The sequence below is a fragment of the Ensifer sp. ENS02 genome (genome assembly GCF_014851885.1).
GTDB lineage: Bacteria > Pseudomonadota > Alphaproteobacteria > Rhizobiales > Rhizobiaceae > Ensifer > Ensifer adhaerens.
The window spans coordinates 306,196-321,626 of the sequence record NZ_JACVAO010000006.1; the positions used below are offsets into that span (position 1 = coordinate 306,196).

Below are 15,431 nucleotides of genomic sequence, written 5' to 3' on the forward strand. Positions count from 1 at the left end.
CCAGTAGGTTTGCATGACCCAATCGCATGCCCCTTCCACTCATGAGCCGAAGGACCTGCGCCGTCTGCTGGTCCTCGGGCTTGGTTCGATCGGTGTCGTCTATGGCGATATCGGCACCAGCCCGCTCTATGCCTTTCGCGAAGCGTTGCGCCCGGTTTCCCATGACGGTGTGACCGATGCGGAGATCATCGGCCTGATCTCGCTGATGATCTGGACGCTGACGATCATCGTCACGATCAAATACGTGCTGTTTCTTCTGCGCGCTGACAACCAGGGAGAGGGCGGTACGCTGTCGCTGCTTGCCCTGTTGATGAAGTCCGCCAACGGCCACGCCGCCATCCTCTTCTTCATGGGCATCGCCGGTGCCGCGCTCTTTATCGGCGACGCGATGATCACGCCGGCGCTGTCGGTTCTTTCAGCGGTCGAAGGTCTGAAGCTGGTGACGCCGGCGCTGTCGGAATATGTCGTGCCGATCGCGGTGGTCATCCTGTTGATGCTCTTTGCGGTGCAGTCGAAGGGAACCGCGGCGGTCTCGAACTTCTTCGGTCCGATCACGCTCGTCTGGTTCCTGGTGATGGGCGGCATCGGTTTCGTGCACATCTCCGACGACTTATCGATCTTCAAGGCCTTCAATCCCTACTACGCCGTGAGCTTCATGCTCAGCGAAGGCTATGTCGGCATCATCGTGCTCGGCGCCGTCTTCCTGACGGTGACCGGTGCAGAGGCGCTCTACGCCGACCTTGGCCATTTCGGCCGCCGGCCGATCCAGTGGGCCTGGTTCCTGATCGTCTTTCCGGCATTGACCCTCAATTATCTCGGCCAGGGCGCCTTCGTCCTGAAGAACCCGGAAGCGATGTCCGACCCGTTCTTCCTGATGTTCCCGAAATGGGCACTGCTGCCAGTGGTCATTCTGGCGACGGCGGCAACCATCATCGCCAGCCAGGCGGTGATAACCGGTGCCTTCTCGCTGACGCGCCAGGCGATCCACCTCGGCTTCCTGCCGCGCATGGCGATCTTCCATACGTCCGAGACCCATACGGGCCAGATCTACCTGCCGAACGTCAACACGCTCCTGATGTTCGGCGTCATGGCGCTGGTCTTCGTCTTCGGTTCGTCCGAATCGCTGGCGACCGCCTACGGCATCTCGGTGACCGGCGCGATGGTGGTGACGACGGTGCTTTCCTTCGAGTTCCTGCGCATGCGCTGGAACTGGTCGGCGCTTGCGGCCGCCGCTGTGCTGTTGCCGCTCTTCGCGCTGGAGTTCATCTTCCTCGGCGCCAACATGCTGAAGATCCACGACGGCGGCTACGTTCCGGTGCTGATCGCCGCCACCTTCATCATCATCATGTGGACCTGGCGGCGCGGCACCGAAATCCTGCACGCCAAGACCCGCCACATCGACATACCGCTGGCGAGCTTCATCAAGTCGATCGAGCGCAAGAGCGAACATGCGCCGGTGGCCGTGCCCGGAACCGCCGTGTTCCTGACGAGCGATCCGGAATCGACGCCGGCCGCACTGCTCCACAACATCAAGCACAACCACGTGCTGCACAATCAGAACTTCATCCTGACGATCCGCACGGCCAATACGCCGAAGGTGCCGAAGTCGGAACGGGTGAGCATGCAGCCGTTGTCGGACCGGTTCACATTGCTCGAAATGCGCTTCGGCTTCATGGAAACGCAGAACGTCTCGCAGGCGCTCGGTCTCTTCCGCAAGTCGGGCCTGAAGTTCGACATCATGTCGACGTCCTTCTATCTCGGCCGCCGCAAGCTCGTGCCCGATGCCGAGAGCGGCATGCCGCACTGGCAGGACCGGTTGTTCATCGCGCTTGCGAATGCGGCAATCGATCCATCGGACTACTTCCGCCTGCCGACCAACCGCGTGGTCGAACTCGGCTCGCACGTGATCATCTGACGTTCGCCCGGTCCTTGGCCGGGCGCGAGATGGGCCGGATATACAACGCGACGAAGCCGCCTTCCGATGGGGAGGCGGCTTCGTTGCGTTGTGGGGGCATCCACCTTTCAGCGATCGCGCATTAACCAAACATCAAGGTTAATGCTTCATTTTCAAAGCACGAACGGAGCAGTCCCGGCGAAGTGTCCGGTTGCTTGATTGTCTAATCTTCCCGCGCGGAATTCTCGACGCTGGCGCATAGCCGGCGCGGGCGAAGCCGTGCCGCCTGATAGCGTTGCGTGGAGTCGGTTGGTGCGTAAGAGTCGGAACCTGCGTATAAAGTCTCGCCTGAACCCGTCCGCCTGGATGGCGCCCGCGATCATCGGCCTTGCGCTTTATCTCGGCTTTCCCTCGTCTGCGGCCTATGCCGACCTCGCGACCTTCCTGTCCGGCATCAACCGGGGCGGCGAGCGCTGGCGCATGTATATGACGCCGTCGCCGGCCGGCTCGATCCACGAAGCCGAAATGGTGTTTGCCGATCCGGTCACCACGGGCGCGCTTGACGGCGGCGCCGGCATCACCATGCCGGACGGCAGCCGCGTCGCGCTGACCGCGGAAACCAAACATTCGGGCACGCCCGACGAAGACCGCGTCAACCGTCAGGCCAAGAAGGGCCGCGTCGTCGCCGTGACCCCGGTAACGCCGCCGAAGGATTTCTCCGCCGGCTCCATCCTGCAGCGCACCAGCTCCCTGATGGAGCCAAGCCTGGGGGAGGGGGAGAAGATGGTCTTCGCCAAGTCCCGCATCGAAGGCAAGGAGATCGAGATCGCCACCGCCTTCTACCGGAAGACGCCGCCAAAGGCGGAGCCCGGCGTTTCGCCGATGCTGGCCAAGCTCGTTACCAATGATCGCCCCGACATTCTTGCGACTGCTTACGTCCGGCCCGAGCCGGACTACGCGCGTGAATCGCCCTTCGATTCGATCCTGCGCGAAGACAGGAACGCCGGTCGCTTCATTCCCGAGATTGCGCCGGACGACCACGCCTGGGCCGCCACCGCATTGCCGGGGTCGGTCTTCAGCAAGGAAGAGCAGACCTGCCTGGCCGAAGGCATCTACTTCGAAGCCCGTAGCGAGCCGCTCAAGGGTCAGGCCGCGGTCGCGCAAGTGATTCTCAATCGCGTGCGCAATCCCACCTATCCGAAGACCATCTGCGGCGTTGTTTATCAGAACAAGGCCTGGCGCAACCGTTGCCAGTTTTCCTTCGCCTGCGACATGATACGCGACCTTATTTATTCCCGCTCGCACTGGAAGACCGCCAAGGAAGTCGCCATGGCCGTCACCGCCGGCAAGATCTGGCTGCCGGAAGTGGGCTCTGCCACCCATTACCACGCAACCTACGTCAATCCGCCGTGGGCGAAGACGATGAAGCGGGTCGGCAAGATCGGCATGCATATATTCTATCGCACCTATGGCGGCGGCTGGAGCTGATCCGCGCCCGACGCGATTCCGCCGCCTTTCCTGCGCACACGCGGAAGGGGGATTCCCGCCGGTCTCCGGCCGGAATCCTGCGGCGACCTTGTCGAAGATCGATGAACGTGTGCTTAACCCATTGAATTTCATGGAAAACATTGTCCACGATCAAGCGACCTGCACGCCTTGACTATGCGGGTGCCTAAAACTATGTTGCGCGCGACTTCAAATGGGGCCGAAACGTGGCTTGTGCGAAGGCCTATTGTATGACCGAAATCGCGGTCTGAGACCCGATAAGGACGACAAGGGAGTAGCCACGTGGCGGAGAAACCTGAAGAAAGTCTGGAAGCGCGGCTGAAGCAGCTCGGCGACAAGATTGAGGCCAAGAGGCCCAATACGCCTGATGTAGCGGAAGCCAGGGCCGCCGAAAGCCGTAAAGGTTATGCGGCGGCGATGAAGCTCTCGAGCGAGTTCATCGCCGGCATCGTTGTCGGGGCGTTTCTGGGCTATCTTTTGGACCACTTTGCGGGTACAGGGCCGTGGGGATTGATTATCTTCCTGCTTCTCGGCTTCTGCGCTGGCGTGCTGAATGTGCTGCGCTCGGCCGGTATGGTGGCGACACCGGAAGCCGGAAGAGGCGGTTCTGGGAATGACAAGAAGGACGGCGACGCCCGCTGAGGCGTTGCCCCGAAGAAAACGGTTTCCGCTCTCGGGCGGGTAGAACGAAAGAGAAGCGCGGTGTCAAACGATCCGACCCACCAGTTCTTGGTCAATAAGATTGTCCCGATCGAAATTGGCGGAATGGACTTTTCCTTCACCAATGCGTCGCTGTTCATGGTTGCGACCGTGGGTGTTGCCGCAGGCTTTCTTTATCTGACGACGTCGCAGCGCGGTCTTATCCCGACCCGCATGCAGTCGGTCTCGGAAATGTCCTACGAATTCATCGCCTCGATGCTGCGCGAAGGTGCCGGCAGCGGCGGCATGAAGTTCTTCCCGATGGTGTTCTCGCTGTTCATGTTCATCCTGACGGCGAACCTGCTCGGCATGATGCCCTACTTCTTCACGGTCACCAGCCAGATCATCGTCACTTTCGCTTTGGCGCTGTTCGTCATCGGTACCGTCATTCTCTACGGTTTCTACAAGCACGGTCTCGGCTTCCTGAAGCTCTTCGTGCCGCATGGCGTTCCTGGCGTCCTTCTGCCGCTCGTCGTCGCGATCGAAGTCATCTCGTTCCTTTCCCGCCCCATCAGCCTCTCGGTCCGTCTTTTCGCCAACATGCTGGCCGGCCACATCACGCTGAAGGTCTTCGCAGGCTTCGTCACCTCGCTCAGCGCCCTCGGCGCGGTCGGCATCGGTGGCGCCATCCTGCCGCTCATCATGACCGTCGCCATTACCGGTCTTGAGTTCCTCGTCTGCTTCCTCCAGGCCTATGTCTTCGCGGTACTGACTTGCATGTACCTCAACGACGCTGTCCATCCCGGAAGCCACTAAGGAATAACAGTCGCTTGCTTCCGGCCGGACCTCCGCCGGAAGCGCAATCCTAAGCCGCAACACCATTCGAAGGAGTTCAAACATGGAAGCGGAAGCAGCAAAGTACATCGGCGCAGGTCTCGCTTGCCTCGGCATGGCCGGCACGGCTCTCGGCCTCGGCAACATCTTCGGCAGCTACCTCTCTGGCGCGCTGCGTAACCCGTCGGCTGCTGACGGCCAGTTCGGCCGCCTCGTATTCGGCTTCGCCGTTACGGAAGCTCTGGGCATCTTCTCGCTGCTCGTAGCCCTGCTCCTCCTCTTCGCCGTCTAATATCGGCTGGAGTTTCGGCCGCGACCCGTCAAAAGGTCGCGGCCGCGCATATTCTTGAGTGCACCTGGAGGTGAGCATGTTTGTGACCGCGGCTTATGCCCAGCAGTCAACCACCACTGAAGGCGCCGAAGCACACGATGCCGCTGCGGCCGGTGAGGTGCACACCGAAACGGGTGTGGCTCACGAAGGCGAGGCTGGCTCCGGCGTGTTCCCGCCCTTCGATACGACCCATTTCGCATCGCAGCTGCTTTGGCTCGCGATCACGTTCGGCCTCTTCTATCTCCTGATGTCGAAGGTCATCATTCCGCGCATCGGCGGAATTCTGGAAACCCGTCACGATCGGATCGCTCAGGATCTCGATGAAGCGTCCCGCCTCAAGGGCGAAGCCGACGCTGCCATCGCTTCCTACGAGCAGGACCTGGCAGCCGCCAAGTCCAAGGGTCACAAGATCGCCGACGACGCCCGCGAATCCGCAAAGGCCAAGGCCAATGCTGACCGCACCGCCGTCGAAGCCGACCTTGCCAAGAAGATCTCGGCTGCAGAAGACCGCATCGCCGACATCAAGGCAAAGGCACTGGCCGACGTCGGCGCCATCGCCGAGGAAACCGCAACGGCTGTCGTCAAGCAGCTGATCGGCGGAACCGTCACCAAGGCCGAGATCACCGCTGCCGTCAAGGCATCGGCTGGCAACTGAGGAGCACTGAACTATGCATCTTGATGCAACTTTCTATGCCTTCGTTGGCCTGATCCTGTTCTTCGTCCTGATTGCCTATCTCAAGGTTCCGGGCATGGTCGGCAAGGCGCTCGACGCCCGCGCCGAAAAGATCGGCAACGAGTTGACCGAAGCCAAGCGCCTGCGCGAAGAAGCACAGGGCCTCGTCGCTGAATACCAGCGCAAGCGCAAGGATGCCGAAGCGGAAGCTGCTGGCATCGTCGCTGCCGCCCAGCGCGAAGCCGAAATGCTGACCGCGGAAGCCAAGCAGAAGACCGAGGAATACGTCGTTCGTCGCACGGCTCTTTCGGAACAGAAGATCAAGCAGGCCGAAAGCGACGCGATCAACGCGGTTCGTTCCGCTGCCGTCGATCTCGCGATCGCCGCTGCCGAGAAGGTCATTGCCGCCAAGGCCGACGCCGGCGCCCAGAGCGATCTGTTCAAGAAGGCACTTGGCGACGTCAAGGCACGCTTGAACTAAGCGCTCGGACATTCGATTGGAGAAAGCCCCGCTTCGTGCGGGGCTTTTTTTATGCCTGTCTGCAGAGACCGCGTTGGCCCGAACAATGGGTGGTGCCAGCCTCCGTCAGAGATTTGCGTAGGCGTTTCGCCACATCAGGTTTGGCCGCCGAAGTAGGACCAGTGTTCAAGAGCTAGCGTGGCGCACGTCAGCATGCGCGCCGCCGGTATGGCTTTTGACGCGAGAAAAGCTGTTGACGAGATATGTCGGAAGCGGAACCGACAACGCCTGCGTAGCGCTGGTCAGGGATTGCGCAAAGGTTAGTCGTCCCGGCGCAGCGGCCGGAAGCTCATGCGGTGCAGCGGGCAGGGGCCGTGGGTCTCGATGGCGCGACGGTGGGTCACCGTCGCATAGCCGGCATGGAGCGCGAAGCCGTAGCCGGGATGTGCGAGATCGGCACGGGCCATCATGCGGTCGCGGGTGACCTTGGCGACGATCGAAGCGGCGGCGATCGACAGCGACCGCGCATCGCCCTTGACGACCGCCTTGGCGTGGCAGGTGAGGCCGGGCGGCACGTCACGGCCGTCGACGAGCACGAAGCGTGCGTTCGAGGGCAGGCCGGCCACGGCGCGTCGCATGGCTTCAAGGCTTGCCTTGCGGATGTCGGTGGCGTCGATCGTGCCGGCCGAAGCCGAGGCGATCGACACTTCGGACGTGGCGAGGATTTCTTCGAACAGTTTTTCGCGCGCCTGCGCCGTCAGCTTCTTGCTGTCGTCGAGGCCTGCGGGAATGGCGTCCGGATCGAGGATGACGGCGGCGGCGACCACCGGTCCCGCGAGCGGCCCACGCCCGGCCTCATCCGCTCCGGCGACCGGCCAGAAGCCATCGCCCTTGGCCGAAAGCTCGAAATTGAAATCGGGCGCTTCGATGATATCGGGAAAAAGGGGAGAATCGGACGATCTGCGAGACATAAGTCTAATTCGCATGATCGACCGATTCTCTTCAAGCCCCCAGGTCCGAGTGCGGCGGCGGACGGGGGATTACCGGGGCCCACGGCGGGTAAGGGGCACCGGAACTGCTATGCAATCTGAGGCGCCCGCTATCGGGTTCGCCTGGCGGTGCGGGGCGATCATCTCTCGCCGCGCGCCGATTACGAAATTGCGGGATGGCTACCCAGGCGACCGGAAAGCCTTCAAAGAAGCGAGAGCTGCACCCCCGTTCCGAGCGGCGGCACGAAGAGATCGTCGCGCAGCTGCCGGCGCGTCGGGTTGAAGCCGAGGCGCTTGACCGCCAGGTCGAAGCGGCGGCCAATCTGCCACGCATAGGGGCCGGCGCCCTTCATGCGCTTGCCGAATTCGGCGTCATAGTCCTTGCCGCCACGCATGGAGCGGATGAGCGACATGACGTGCCGGTAGCGGTCCGGATAATTGCGCAGCAGCCAGTCGCGAAAGAGCGGGCTGACCTCGAGCGGCAGCCGCAAGAGGACATAGCTCGCTTCGGTCGCGCCGGCTGTCCTTGCGCCTTCGAGCACGCGCTCGATCTCGTGGTCATTCAGCGCCGGAATGATAGGGGAAACGAGAACACCGGCCGGGATGCCGGCTTCGGCAAGCATGCGTATCGCCTCCAGCCGCTTGCTCGGGGTCGAGGCGCGCGGCTCCATCGTGCGGGCGAGCTTCCGGTCGAGTGTCGTGACGGAGATCCCGACGCGCACCAGTCCCTTTTCCGCCATCGGCGCCAGGATATCGATATCGCGGGTGACCATCGCTGATTTGGTGACGATCATGACCGGATGGTTGGCGTCCCGCAGCACCTCGAGGATCTGGCGCATGATGCGCCACTCCTTCTCGATCGGCTGATAGGGGTCGGTGTTGGTGCCGATGGCGATCGGCCTCACCTTGTAGTCCTGCCGCGCCAGTTCGCGCTCCAGAAGTCGCGGTGCATCCGGCTTGGCAAACAGTTTTGCTTCGAAGTCGAGGCCGGCCGATAGGCCCATATACGCGTGCGTGGGGCGGGCAAAGCAATAGATGCAACCATGCTCGCAGCCGCGATAGGGATTGATCGAGCGGTCGAAGGAGATGTCGGGAGACTCGTTCCTCGTGATCACCGTGCGCGGCTTCTCGACCTGAACCTCGGTCTTGAACGGCGGCAGATCCTCCAGGCTTTCCCAACCGTCGTCGAACGTCTCGCGGCTGCGCGGTTCGAACCTGCCGGACATGTTGATCCCGGCGCCGCGCCCCCGGCGGCGATCGATGTCGATCCGGAGGCCCGTTGCGCTCATCATCGCTTCGGCCACATCTGCCGTGTTGGCGGGCGCAAGAGCACCCTGCCTGATCTGAGACAGCTCGGTCATTGGAATCTCCCCGGAATCAGATATTTGATCCCGTTTTGTTCTGATTATTTTCCTATCGCGAATGAGGGAACAATTCAAGAACAAAAAATTGCAATTTCGGTTTTGTCGATCAAGGCACCGCTTCGGTCGATGTCCTGGATGTAGCAATTGCCGTGCCGATGCGTTACGAGAAACCATGCTCACGATCATTATGGAAACCCGCGACAACGAAGCCGAACTGGCGCAGACGCTTGCTGTGTTGGTTGCCGGCGCGGTGGAGGGGCTGGTCAGCGATGTGATCATCCTCGATCACGGTTCGAAGGATGGTTCGTCCGATGTGGCCGATGCCGCTGGATGCCGTTTCTGCCGGGATTGGAATCTCGCCGATGTGGTGGGTTCGGCGCGTGGCGAATGGCTGATGTTGCTGGAGCCGGGCGCCCGCCCGATCGGCCGCTGGATCGATGAACTGGCCGAGTACGTGTCGATGAACAAGGCACCGGCCCGCTTCTCCGGTTCGAGACTGCATCGCAGGCCTTTCTTCCGCCGGCTGACCCGGCGGGGAAAGCCGCTGGAGACAGGCTTTCTCCTGCGCAAGAACGATGCTCTTGCGGCCGCCCGCGGCAATACGGGCCTGGATGCCATGACGAATGTCCGCTCTGTCCGCAAGCTCTCGACCGAACTTGTTCCGGCCTGGGTCGCCGTCGAAGCCAGGCGGTAACGCCGGTTCGTAGCGCGCAAAATTAAAGGTGCCAGTCCCGGGGGGACGGCACCTCCAAGCGGCTCTCAAATGACCTTGTTTGGTAGATTTCTATCCGGGCAGCATTCTGGCTGCCCGTCGTATCCAACATTGCATTCCGCCTGGGGGACAGAGGCGGAAGGGTCTGGCGGCGCGAGGAATAGAACGTGCGGCGGTCGTTCCTCGCTGTGTCAACGCTTGGAGACTAACGAGAGGAGAAGCGACCGTCAGTTACTAAGGTAACAGGTCGGCCAAGCCGGAACGGTCCAAGCTCTTCAGCCACGTTTCAGATGCTCGTCGAGCCGCGGCATGATCTCCACGAAATTGCAGGGCATGTGCCGATAGTCGAGCTGTTGCTTGAGGATGCCGTCCCACGCATCACGGCAGGCACCGGGCGAACCCGGAAGGACGAAGATGAAGGTGGCGTTGGCAACGCCGCCAGTTGCCCGCGACTGGATCGTCGAGGTGCCGATCTTCTCGAAGGAGATACGGTGGAAGACTTCGGAGAACCCGTCCATGCGCTTCTCGAACAACGGTTCCAGCGCCTCGGGCGTCACGTCCCGCCCGGTGAAGCCCGTTCCACCTGTCGTGATCACCACGTCGATGTTGGGATCGAGCGTCCAGGCCTTCACCTGGTCGTAGATCTTCGTCTTGTCGTCGGAAACGATGGCGCGCGCCTCAAGCCGATGGCCGGCGTCACGCACCCGCGCTTCCAACGTGTCGCCCGACTTGTCGTCGGCGCGCGTGCGCGTGTCGGAGACCGTGAGGATGGCGATCCCGACAGGAATGAACGGACGCTTTTCGTCGATGCCGGCCATGCTATTTCCCTTTGCCCACTGTCCTGCAGGCGAGAACGTACCACCCGGGGTAGGCCTCCGAAAGAGCGCGCGCTGTCGCAGCCGCGCGCACGTCGCTGTCGAAAAGGCCGAAGCATGTGGCGCCCGAGCCCGACATGCGCGTGAGCGCCGTTCCGGCTTCGGTCAATGCCTTGCGGACCGTGCCGATCACGGGCTCAAGGCCCTCTGCCGGCAGCTGCAAATCGTTGCGCATCGTGGCGATGGCAGAAATCCACTCGGCCGCCGTACCGGCTCTGTGAGGCGCAACGAGCGTCGGGTTCGTCTTGTTGGCGAGGGCCCGGAAGACAACCGGAGTCGAGACGGCGACGAGCGGATTCACCAGCACGACCGGCAGCGCGGGGAAATCCGCAAGCGGCGTAATGTCCTCGCCGATCCCCTTCGCGAGCAGTGGCGTGCCGGCAAGACACATCGGCACGTCCGCCCCGAGCTGCAGCGCGATGGCGCCGAGGCGGGAGGGTTCGATCGTCGCGCCCCAAAGATCGAGAAGCCCAAGAAGCGTCGCCGCCGCATCCGCGGATCCGCCGCCAATGCCCGAGGCGAGCGGCAGGTTCTTCTCGAGATGCAGGTGGACCGGCCCGGCCGTGTCGCGGTCAACTGCCTGCAGTTCGGCGCGCAGCAGGTCCCGTGCCTTCAGAACCAGGTTGCCGCCCGCGCCGGCATCCATCGGCAGCGCGGCGGCAAACGCGCCCGAAACCGTGAAGCGATCCGCATCCGCCGGCGAGAGACCGATGCGATCGCCGCGATCGGCAAAAGTGACGAGACTTTCGAGAAGATGGTGGCCGTCGGCGCGCTGGCCGACGACGTGAAGGGCCAGATTGATCTTGGCGGGGGCTGCGCGCGTCAGCGCGAAGCCCGCGATGTCACCTTCCGACATGGAACGATCAGGACTTCTTGTCCGGCGCCGGTGCTTCCGGGGTCACCTTCTTCGGAGCGGTTTCCTTGGCATCGGCGGAGGCGGGGACCGTTTCCTTGAGCGGCGGCAAGCCGTTCTCGATCTTTGCCTTGATCTTCGGGATCTCGGCTTCCTCGGGCTTCAGTTCGAGCGTCTGCGTCCACTGGAACACGGCTTCGAGCTTGCGGCCAACGCGCCAGTAGGCGTCGCCAAGGTGATCGTTGATCGTCGGGTCGCCGGCCATCAGTTCGGCTGCCTTCTCCAGTTCCACGACTGCGTCGTCGAAGCGGTTCATGCGGAAATAGGCCCAGCCGAGGGAATCGACGATATAGCCGTCATCCGGCTTCAACTCGACGGCCTTGCGGATCATCTCCAGGCCCTCTTCGAGGTTGATGTTCATGTCGACCCAGGAATAGCCGAGATAGTTCAACACCTGCGGCTGGTCCGGATTGAGCTCCAGCGCCTTGCGGAAGTTCGGCTCGGCCTTGTCCCAGAGCTTCTGGCGCTCATAGGCGATGCCGCGCTGGAAGAACACGGTCCAGTCGCTGCGCTTCGGCACGGAGCCGATCTGTTCGACGGCGCGATCGTAGAGTTCGCCCATCTCCTTGTAGTCCTTGGCGTCGGAAAGCACGCTGCCATAGGCGAGATAGTTGCGGATGTTCTTCGGATCGACGTCGATGAGCGCCTTCAGGTGCTTCTTCGCCTCGTCGACCTTGCCGATGCTGGCGAGGCTGAGCCCGAGCTGTAGTTCCGAAACGCGCCGCATCGGCGAGGTCTCGGGAATGGCCTTGTAGAGTTCGATCGCCTCGTTCGGTTTCTTCAGGTTTTCGGCGATGCCGCCGAGCATGACCAGGATGTCGGCGCTGTCAGGGTCGAGCCGGCGCGCGGTCTGCAGGTAGAGCGAGACGATGTCCTCGGCGCCGTCGCGGTTGAGTGCCGCACCGATCGAAAAGAGCACGGCCGCAGCGCCCTGGGTGGCGTTCTTGACCTGCTGTTCCTGCGGAACACCGTTCTCGATATCGGTCCTCAGCGCCTGCAGCGGCGTGTAGTTGTTGACCATGTTTTCGCCGACGGCGACGGTATCGAGCGCCTTCTGTTTGTTGCCTTCGCGCGCCTCGAAACGGGCAAGCGCTTCGACCGCGCGCATGAAGGTGTCCGGAGCGGCACTTCCGCCCTCGCGGTCGAGAATGGCATCGTTGAGCCTGGTGCGCGCCGTCTGCTTGTCACCCGCAGCAACCGCGATCGCGCCCGCGTGATAGTTCTTGAACACGCGGAACCATTCAGGACCGTCAAGGCCGTTGATCTCGGCGAGTGCTTCCTTCGGCTTGCCCTGGCCGAATTTCGCCCAGGCCGAAAGCAGGCCGTTCATCAGGCGGTCGAGATCGTTCGGACCCTGGTAGTTCAGAAGCTTCTGTGCGTTGCGATACTCGCGCTTGCGGATCGCCTCGATTGCGCGAATGACCGTCGTGATGCGCTCGACGGCCGGGTCGGACTTCAGCTGCTCGGCAATCTTCGCGCCTTCGTCGAACTGGCCCGCCATCAGAAGCGTGATCATCAGCCGCTGCTTGACGTCGTTGTTGTTCGGCTCGAACTGCAGCGCGATGCGGTAGAGTTCCGTGGCGGAAGCGAAGTCGCGGTCCGTATCGGCGGTGCGGGCAGCGAGAAATGCGCCGGAAAAGGTATTGACCGACTTGATGTCGAACGGCTCAGTTTCCTCGACGGCTGCGGTCTTCTCCTCGGCAAATGCCTGGTAGCCGCCGCTGACAGCAGCGAGAGCCAGCAGTGCTGCGCCGCTGAGGAGGCGGAGAATCGTCTTTTGCCGCATGTCAAACCTTTCGCGCCGATTGCTCGGCTTTCGCACCACTAAGGGTTGTTTTCGGAGTCAGCCACATATAGCCCAACGCAACTCTTGAGGAACAGAATGGCTTTTTTGGCGCAACGCGGCAAGAAAATCCTGTCGCTCGTTCTGACCTGCCCGGAGCCCGTCAGCTGACGCGATCGATGCAGAAGTCGATGACTTCGGTGAGCGCCGATTTCCAGGGAGACGCCGGCAGCGGCGCCAGCGCATCGCGGGCAATCGTGCCGTAATGCTGGGCGCGCGCGATGGTGTCGCTCAAGCCCCCATAGCGCTTGATCAGGCCGAGTGCCTTGTCGAGGTTCGCGTCGCTGCTGTCGCCGCCTTCGATCGCCTCGCGCCAGAAGGCACGGTCTTCCGCCGTCCCGCGGCGATAGGAGAGGATTACAGGAAGGGTGATCTTGCCCTCGCGGAAGTCGTCGCCGACATTCTTGCCGAGGTCGCTCGACGAGCCGCCATAGTCGAGCACGTCGTCGACGAGCTGGAAGGCGAGGCCGAGGTTCATCCCGTAGGATTTCAGCGCATTGCGGTCCGATTTGCTGGTCTGGGCTACGATCGGCCCAACTTCGGCGGCGGCGGCAAAAAGGGCTGCGGTCTTGGCACGGATGACCTGGAGATAGTCGTCCTCGGTCGTTTCCATGTTCTTGGCGACGGAGAGCTGCAGCACTTCGCCTTCGGCGATGACCGAAGCTGCCGTCGACAGCACGTCGAGCGCGTCAAGCGAGCCGACATCGACCATCATGCGGAAGGCCTGGCCGAGCAGGAAGTCGCCGACCAGCACGCTTGCCTGGTTGCCCCAGATCGTGCGTGCGGTGGATTTGCCGCGGCGAAGGTCGCTTTCGTCAACGACGTCGTCATGGAGAAGCGTCGCGGTGTGCATGAATTCGACGCTGGTTGCGAGCTTGACGTGGGCGTCGCCCTCGTAGCCGAACATCGCAGCGGAGGCGAGCGTCAGCATCGGGCGCAGACGCTTGCCGCCCGAAGAAATCAGGTGGTTGGCGACCTCGGGAATCATCTGAACGTCGGAGCCGGCCTTCGACAGGATAAGCTGGTTGACGCGCTCCATGTCCGCAGCGGTCAGATCAACGAGCGGCTTTACGGACGCCTGTTTGTTTTTGCTGTCTTCCAGCGGTATCACTACGCCCACACCGGGACTCCTGTTTTCATTGTCGCTTTCGACAATAGGAAGGGGTGTCCCGTGCGGCAAGAGGCGAATTGTCCCGCTTGCTGAAATAGGACAGGAAAAACCGCCGGATGAAGGAATTGATCCGTACCAACGATGCCGTCGTGCTCTCCTTTGCCGAGAGCCTGATGAAGGATGCCGGCATCGCAAGCCTCATCGCCGACCAGGGGATGAGCATTCTTGAGGGCTCGCTCGGCCTCTTGCCCCGTCGCTTTCTGGTCGCCGAGGAAGACGCGGACGCGGCGCGCCGGATCCTGATCGATGCCGGGCTCGAGGCGGAGTTGCGCCCTTGAGCACGGAGCCGATGCCGGCTGCGACCGAAACCGTCGATGCATTTCACCGCGGCAAGTTCCATGTCGTCCAGCCACTCGGCCAGGGGCATCGCTCCGGCATGGACGCCATGCTGCTTGCGTCGCTCGTTGCATCGGATCGTCCCTGCCGGGTCGCCGATCTCGGTGCGGGCGCGGGTGCAGCCGGCATGGCCGTCGCCTCGCGGATCGACGATGCGGAAGTGGTGCTGGTGGAGCGCTCGCCCGTTATGGCGGAGTTTGCCCGCCGCAGCCTGGCGCTTGCCGAAAACGCCCGTCTTTCCTCGCGCGTCTCGGTCGTTGAGGCCGACGTTTCACTGACCGGCAAGGCGCGTGTCGCGACGGGTCTGGCGGATGACAGCTTCGATCATGTGATCATGAACCCACCCTTCAACGATGCCTCGGACCGCAAGACTCCGGATGCGCTCAAGGCCGAGGCCCATGCGATGAGCGACGGGCTGTTCGAGATCTGGGTGAAGACGGCGGGCGCGATCATGAAGCCCGGCGGGCAACTGTCGTTGATCGCTCGGCCGGAATCGATCGCCGAGATCATCGCCGCTTGCGGCCGCCGCTTTGGCGGCATCGAGATCACGGCGCTGCATCCGCGGGTCGGTGAAAACGCCGTGCGCATCCTGGTGACGGCGATCAAGCAGAGCCGCAAACGGCTGGTCTTCCGCGCCCCGCTCGTCATGCACGAGGAGGGGCATCGCTTCGCAGACCATGTCGACGACCTCAACAATGGCCGCGCCGCCTATCGCCGCCGCTGATTTACCGTATGCGGCATTGCGTTCGCCGCATCAGTGCATACATGGCATGGAAGAGCCCCTGGCGGGCGATCGAGCGAAGCATTCCGCTTTTCGCCGATGAGACGCGGTCATGTCTATGATTTCCGGTCGTTCCGGCTCAAAATCATGGCATGTCCCAGCAGGCAGGA

The 15,431-nt window shown here is 62.5% G+C and carries 16 protein-coding genes; 10 read left to right on the top strand and 6 right to left on the bottom strand.

Features of this window, described 5'->3' with window-relative positions:
• The first annotated feature begins 13 nt into the window (after window positions 1-13).
• The 7 genes from IB262_RS15150 (at window position 14) to IB262_RS15180 (ending at window position 6,358) form a co-directional block, all read left to right on the top strand.
• On the top strand, window positions 14-1,915 hold the full coding sequence (locus IB262_RS15150) for a potassium transporter Kup (protein WP_034801041.1): 1,902 nt from the start codon (window positions 14-16) through the stop codon (window positions 1,913-1,915).
• Between the two features lie 345 nt (window positions 1,916-2,260).
• Window positions 2,261-3,382 (top strand): cell wall hydrolase, encoded by a 1,122-nt coding sequence (locus tag IB262_RS15155; RefSeq protein ID WP_060516388.1) that lies wholly within the window; start codon window positions 2,261-2,263, stop codon window positions 3,380-3,382.
• A 300-nt stretch (window positions 3,383-3,682) separates the two neighbouring features.
• Window positions 3,683-4,042, top strand: coding sequence for an AtpZ/AtpI family protein (locus IB262_RS15160; RefSeq protein WP_034801042.1), 360 nt, complete (start codon window positions 3,683-3,685; stop codon window positions 4,040-4,042).
• Window positions 4,043-4,102: 60 nt separating this feature from the next.
• Window positions 4,103-4,855 (top strand): F0F1 ATP synthase subunit A, encoded by a 753-nt coding sequence (locus IB262_RS15165; protein WP_043620932.1) that lies wholly within the window; start codon window positions 4,103-4,105, stop codon window positions 4,853-4,855.
• Between the two features lie 82 nt (window positions 4,856-4,937).
• Window positions 4,938-5,165 carry a F0F1 ATP synthase subunit C gene (locus IB262_RS15170; RefSeq protein ID WP_025426100.1) on the top strand — a complete coding sequence of 76 codons (228 nt, stop codon included), beginning with the start codon at window positions 4,938-4,940 and terminating at the stop codon, window positions 5,163-5,165.
• A 76-nt stretch (window positions 5,166-5,241) separates the two neighbouring features.
• Window positions 5,242-5,859 (top strand): F0F1 ATP synthase subunit B, encoded by a 618-nt coding sequence (locus IB262_RS15175; protein WP_034801046.1) that lies wholly within the window; start codon window positions 5,242-5,244, stop codon window positions 5,857-5,859.
• A 13-nt stretch (window positions 5,860-5,872) separates the two neighbouring features.
• The gene (locus IB262_RS15180; protein ID WP_034801048.1) at window positions 5,873-6,358 is read left to right on the top strand and encodes a F0F1 ATP synthase subunit B; all 486 of its coding nucleotides are present in this window, start codon (window positions 5,873-5,875) and stop codon (window positions 6,356-6,358) included.
• Window positions 6,359-6,657: 299 nt separating this feature from the next.
• Here IB262_RS15180 and IB262_RS15185 read toward each other — a convergent pair whose 3' ends face one another.
• Both IB262_RS15185 and IB262_RS15190 read right to left on the bottom strand, forming a co-directional pair.
• The gene (locus tag IB262_RS15185; RefSeq protein WP_060584097.1) at window positions 6,658-7,308 is read right to left on the bottom strand and encodes a ribonuclease HII; all 651 of its coding nucleotides are present in this window, start codon (window positions 7,306-7,308) and stop codon (window positions 6,658-6,660) included.
• Window positions 7,309-7,529: 221 nt separating this feature from the next.
• Window positions 7,530-8,687: a PA0069 family radical SAM protein gene (locus tag IB262_RS15190; protein WP_034801053.1), complete on the bottom strand. Its 1,158-nt coding sequence runs from the start codon at window positions 8,685-8,687 to the stop codon at window positions 7,530-7,532.
• A 175-nt stretch (window positions 8,688-8,862) separates the two neighbouring features.
• Here IB262_RS15190 and IB262_RS15195 point away from each other — a divergent pair, with 175 nt between their 5' ends.
• The gene (locus IB262_RS15195; protein WP_060602136.1) at window positions 8,863-9,384 is read left to right on the top strand and encodes a hypothetical protein; all 522 of its coding nucleotides are present in this window, start codon (window positions 8,863-8,865) and stop codon (window positions 9,382-9,384) included.
• Window positions 9,385-9,677: 293 nt separating this feature from the next.
• On the opposite strand, the gene moaB is transcribed toward IB262_RS15195, so the two are convergent.
• The 4 genes from moaB to IB262_RS15215 all read right to left on the bottom strand — a co-directional run bounded on the left by moaB (window position 9,678) and on the right by IB262_RS15215 (window position 14,153).
• The gene (moaB, locus tag IB262_RS15200) at window positions 9,678-10,220 is read right to left on the bottom strand and encodes a molybdenum cofactor biosynthesis protein B (protein WP_034801059.1); all 543 of its coding nucleotides are present in this window, start codon (window positions 10,218-10,220) and stop codon (window positions 9,678-9,680) included.
• Between the two features lies 1 nt (window position 10,221).
• Window positions 10,222-11,133: a 4-(cytidine 5'-diphospho)-2-C-methyl-D-erythritol kinase gene (locus IB262_RS15205; protein ID WP_192493682.1), complete on the bottom strand. Its 912-nt coding sequence runs from the start codon at window positions 11,131-11,133 to the stop codon at window positions 10,222-10,224.
• A gap of 7 nt (window positions 11,134-11,140) precedes the next feature.
• Window positions 11,141-12,976: a tetratricopeptide repeat protein gene (locus tag IB262_RS15210; RefSeq protein WP_060516379.1), complete on the bottom strand. Its 1,836-nt coding sequence runs from the start codon at window positions 12,974-12,976 to the stop codon at window positions 11,141-11,143.
• 160 nt (window positions 12,977-13,136) lie between these two features.
• Window positions 13,137-14,153, bottom strand: a complete 1,017-nt coding sequence (locus tag IB262_RS15215; RefSeq protein ID WP_034801067.1) for a polyprenyl synthetase family protein — start codon at window positions 14,151-14,153, stop codon at window positions 13,137-13,139.
• Window positions 14,154-14,260: 107 nt separating this feature from the next.
• Here IB262_RS15215 and IB262_RS15220 point away from each other — a divergent pair, with 107 nt between their 5' ends.
• Complete coding sequence (locus IB262_RS15220) at window positions 14,261-14,482, top strand: DUF2007 domain-containing protein (protein WP_034801069.1); 222 nt, start codon at window positions 14,261-14,263, stop codon at window positions 14,480-14,482.
• An 11-nt stretch (window positions 14,483-14,493) separates the two neighbouring features.
• A complete protein-coding gene (locus tag IB262_RS15225) occupies window positions 14,494-15,264 on the top strand; it encodes a tRNA1(Val) (adenine(37)-N6)-methyltransferase (RefSeq protein ID WP_060584101.1) in 771 nt (256 codons plus the stop codon).
• The last annotated feature ends 167 nt before the right edge of the window (window positions 15,265-15,431 follow it).

Excerpts from the sequence above, each read along its gene's own strand:
- IB262_RS15195 (WP_060602136.1), top strand. The coding sequence starts at position 8,863 with ATGCTCACGATCATTATGGAAACCCGCGACAACGAAGCCGAACTGGCG.
- IB262_RS15170 (WP_025426100.1), top strand. The coding sequence starts at position 4,938 with ATGGAAGCGGAAGCAGCAAAGTACATCGGCGCAGGTCTCGCTTGCCTC.
- IB262_RS15155 (WP_060516388.1), top strand. The coding sequence starts at position 2,261 with ATGGCGCCCGCGATCATCGGCCTTGCGCTTTATCTCGGCTTTCCCTCG.
- IB262_RS15190 (WP_034801053.1), bottom strand. The coding sequence starts at position 8,687 with ATGACCGAGCTGTCTCAGATCAGGCAGGGTGCTCTTGCGCCCGCCAAC.
- IB262_RS15220 (WP_034801069.1), top strand. The coding sequence starts at position 14,261 with ATGAAGGAATTGATCCGTACCAACGATGCCGTCGTGCTCTCCTTTGCC.
- moaB (WP_034801059.1), bottom strand. The coding sequence starts at position 10,220 with ATGGCCGGCATCGACGAAAAGCGTCCGTTCATTCCTGTCGGGATCGCC.
- IB262_RS15180 (WP_034801048.1), top strand. The coding sequence starts at position 5,873 with ATGCATCTTGATGCAACTTTCTATGCCTTCGTTGGCCTGATCCTGTTC.
- IB262_RS15185 (WP_060584097.1), bottom strand. The coding sequence starts at position 7,308 with ATGTCTCGCAGATCGTCCGATTCTCCCCTTTTTCCCGATATCATCGAA.
- IB262_RS15150 (WP_034801041.1), top strand. The coding sequence starts at position 14 with ATGACCCAATCGCATGCCCCTTCCACTCATGAGCCGAAGGACCTGCGC.
- IB262_RS15225 (WP_060584101.1), top strand. The coding sequence starts at position 14,494 with ATGCCGGCTGCGACCGAAACCGTCGATGCATTTCACCGCGGCAAGTTC.
- IB262_RS15205 (WP_192493682.1), bottom strand. The coding sequence starts at position 11,133 with ATGTCGGAAGGTGACATCGCGGGCTTCGCGCTGACGCGCGCAGCCCCC.
- IB262_RS15175 (WP_034801046.1), top strand. The coding sequence starts at position 5,242 with ATGTTTGTGACCGCGGCTTATGCCCAGCAGTCAACCACCACTGAAGGC.
- IB262_RS15210 (WP_060516379.1), bottom strand. The coding sequence starts at position 12,976 with ATGCGGCAAAAGACGATTCTCCGCCTCCTCAGCGGCGCAGCACTGCTG.